The organism is Mucilaginibacter sp. P4_G9, from assembly GCF_056400985.1.
On sequence record NZ_JBFUKF010000448.1, the window covers coordinates 1 to 3955 of the forward strand.

The following is a 3955-nucleotide window of genomic DNA, read 5'->3' on the forward strand; positions in this document are numbered from 1 at the left end:
GAGTATAATAAATGTCAATTTTCAGAATGTAACCTTAAAAAAGGCGTTCAAAGAAATTGAAAAAAAATCTGACTACCGCTTTTTGTACAACGATGATATACTGGCTAAAAATGTTTTACCCACAAGCCTGAATGTCACAAACGCATCACTTGAGCAGGCAATGAATACTTTGCTTGCCAATACCAACCTGGTATACAAGTTAAGTGATAATAACCTTGTGATCCTATCAGAAAAGGGTGCCACGGTTTCGGTACTTACCGTAACCGGGAAAGTTACCGACGAGGCGGGCCTTCCTATGCCCGGCGTAAGCATCAAAGTAAAAGGAACAGACGCCGGGTCACAAACCGACGTTCAGGGAAGGTATGTACTTAACATTCCGGATGCCAGTGCGAGCAATGTGATACTTGTATTTTCGTTTGTGGGATATACCACACAGGAAGTTCCGTTAAACGGTAACTCAACGCTTAGCGTTCAGCTTAAGGCTGCCTCAAATTCATTAAACGAGGTTATTGTTGTTGGTTACGGATCTGTAAAAAAGAAAGATCTTACAGGTTCGGTATCGGTAGTAAACGTTGATAATGCCAAAAAAACAGCATCGTATGATGTGGCCAAGCTATTACAGGGCCAGGCAGCCGGTGTAAGTGTACAGGGATCGGGCGAGCCGGGTGGTTTTGTACAAATAAAGATCCGTGGTATTTCTACCTTCGGTAATAACAGCCCGCTGTTTGTTATTGATGGCGTTCCTGTAGATGCCCCCTTTGATTTCCCTACCGATAATATTGAATCCATACAAGTATTAAAAGATGCTTCGGCGGCGGCTATATATGGTTCACGTGCCGCAACCGGTGTAGTAATCATTACTTCAAAAAAAGGTAAAGCAGGCGCTTTAAGAGTTAATTACAATGGATATTATGGTCTGCAAAATATAGCCAAAAGAATGGATGTTACGGACAGGGTAGGCTATCAAAAAATTACAACTGCTGCCGAGTTAAATGCAGGCTTATCTATAGCTCCTGCAAATGATCCAACAAATGCCGCCTTTATCAGTAAGGTAAATACCGACTGGCAAAAGGAAATGTTTAAAACAGGTAAGATACAAGATCAAAACGTAAATTTATCTGGCGGCAGCGATGCCATAAGCTACAACGTAGGGCTTGGTTATTTTGATCAGACAAGTACCTTATCAGGCCCTCAAAGCTACAAGCGCTATAACTTTACCGGCACCTTTCAGGGTAAAAAAGGCATTTTTAGCTTCGGCGGAAAAACAGCATATACTCAATCGCATAAAAACAACCCTGCTATAACAAGCTCTCATGCAGTATTTGGCGGTGGGCTTACCAGTATGCTTACCGCTATACCTACAATGCCGGTTTATGACCCAAACAGATTGGGTGGGTACGGAGGCAGCGATAACGTAACCCAAAGGGCTATCACCCTTAATGTTATCGGTATGAATAACCTGGTTAAAGATTATAGCGATCGTAACAGGATGTTTGGCAACTTTTGGGGCGAACTGGAGCTTGCCAAAAACTTAAAATACAAAGTGAATGTAAGTTATGATCGTACAGACTATGAAAATTTTCATTACGAGCCGTCATACGACCTTGGTTTTTACTACCTCAATACCAAATATTATTTAAACGACCAGAATGGAAATGCGCATACAGGCTTAGCCGAAAATACATTATCATACCTGCTGAATCTTGGAAAACATAAAATTGATGTTTTAGCCGGTACCTCTTACCAGGAAGATCATAACCAGTTTGTAACCGGTACGGCATCAGCCGCGGGCAGCCTTCAGTTTTTTACTTTTGGTTCCATTGCCGATCCAACTTCAAAAGGGTTAGATGGTTATAAGGATGCCAGTACCTTACTATCATACTTTGGTAGGTTAAACTACAATTATGATAGCCGCTACCTGCTTACTGTGAATTTCAGGAGAGATGGATCTTCAAGGTTCGGACCTAAAAATCGCTTTGGTAATTTCCCGTCTATTGCTGCCGCATGGAATATTGGTAATGAAAAAGCTTTTCATTTACCATCATTTATCAGCAGTTTAAAATTGAGGAGCGGTTACGGTAAATTGGGTAATCAAAATTTTGCAAACTATATGTACCAATCGTACATTAATGGCAATGCCAGCTATGTATTTGGTAATACACTTGCGCCTGGTGCAACCACTGTTGCGGTTAGCGATCCTAATATTAAATGGGAATCCACATCAACAGCCAATGCTGCACTTGACTTTGGATTTTTTCAAGATAAGCTTTCATTTACTGCCGAGTATTTTTACAAAAAATCTACCGATATCTTAGCCGGTATCCCGCTTCCTCTTTCGGTTGGTTCGGTGCCTGCTTCGGTAACCACCAACGCGGCATCTACAGAAAATAAGGGTGTAGAGTTTTCTGTTAGTTATAAAGAAAACATTGGTAAACTGCAATTGAATGTTACCGCAAATGCAAATACACTTAAAAATAAAGTGTTAAAGTTAGGCGGTACCAACAACCCTATATATGGCGCGGGCAGTAAAACAGAAGTTGGCCGCGAAGTGGGCGAGCTGTATGGCTTTGTTACCGAAGGCATATTCCAAAGCCAGGCCGATATTAACAGCCATGCTACACAAACATTGGCAGCACCGGGCGACGTTAAATTTAAAGATGTAAACGGCGACCATGCTATAACAGATGCCGATAGGGTATACCTCGGATCTGTTATACCAAAAGTTTATTATGGCCTAAATGTGGGCGCATCATATGGGAACTTTGATGCATCATTTTTCCTGCAGGGAAGCGCCGGTAATAAAGTATTTAATGGGGTTTATCATGACCTGATGGTTGGCCAGTATATAAACTCATCTGTGGATGAACTAAATTTCTGGACACCAACAAATACCAATACAAATGTACCAAGACCTATCATCGGAGATCCGAATGGCAACTCACGTTTTTCTGATCGTTTTATAGAAAGCGGCAGCTATGTTAAATTACAAAACGCACAACTGGGTTACACTATTCCGAAAAGTGTTTTAAATAAAACCCATGTTTTCAGCAGCTTCAGGGTGTACTTATCTGGGCAGAATTTGCTAATTATTTCTAAATACAGGGGTTATGATCCTGATTTTATTAGCGATGGCTTATTTAGCAGGGGGTATGATTATGGTTCATTCCCTAATCCAAGAACCATCATGTTAGGCGTACAGGTAGGATTGTAAATTTATTAAAAACAGAGTTATGAAAACTAATACAAAATATTTTATATGGGCATTCTCAGCTGTGTTATGCCTTAGTGCTTGTACTAAAAAATTAGACCAGGTAAACCCAAATCAGCAAACGGCAACATCATTCTGGAAAACGCAGGCCGATGCTATCGCGGGATTAAATGCCGCATACGGCAGTTTAATTATTGATGGTACCTATATGCGTTTTACCCCGGCCATGCTGGATATTCGCGGTGATGATGTGCGAAGCAACAGCCCCTGGACTGCCCTTTATAATATAGGTCGGTTTTCATTGGGGACAGCCGACGGATCTGGATATGCCTGGGCATATGGAGCCTATTATGAGGGCATTGCACGTTGTAACCAGGTTTTAGATAATGTGCCTGCTATAACCATGGATGATAACCTGAAAAACCGCATTCTTGGCCAGGCACATTTTTTAAGAGGATTATATTTTTTCCATTTGGTTAACTTTTTTGGTAAGGTAGCATTACCTACACATTATGTAAAAACCTCGGCAGATTATTTTGTAAAACAATCAACCGAAGCAGAGGGCTGGAAACAAATTGAGGATGATTTTGCTGCAGCAATTCCTCTTTTGCCGGTTTCTTATACTGGAACCAATGGACCAGACCAGGGACAAATAGGCCGGGCAACCAAAGGTGCCGCTATGGCATACCTGGGTAAATCATTATTGTTTAATAAAGATTTTACCGGTGCTGCCACGCAATTTAAAGC

General features: G+C 41.3%; 2 protein-coding genes. Both read left to right on the forward strand.

Annotation, left to right across the window (positions count from 1 at the left end; translation table 11 throughout):
• On the forward strand, positions 1-3211 hold a 3211-nt coding region (locus AC1DPZ_RS23485; RefSeq protein ID WP_477408028.1), incomplete at its 5' end, for a TonB-dependent receptor.
• Between the two features lie 19 nt (positions 3212-3230).
• On the forward strand, positions 3231-3955 hold a 725-nt coding region (locus AC1DPZ_RS23490), incomplete at its 3' end, for a RagB/SusD family nutrient uptake outer membrane protein (RefSeq protein WP_477408030.1).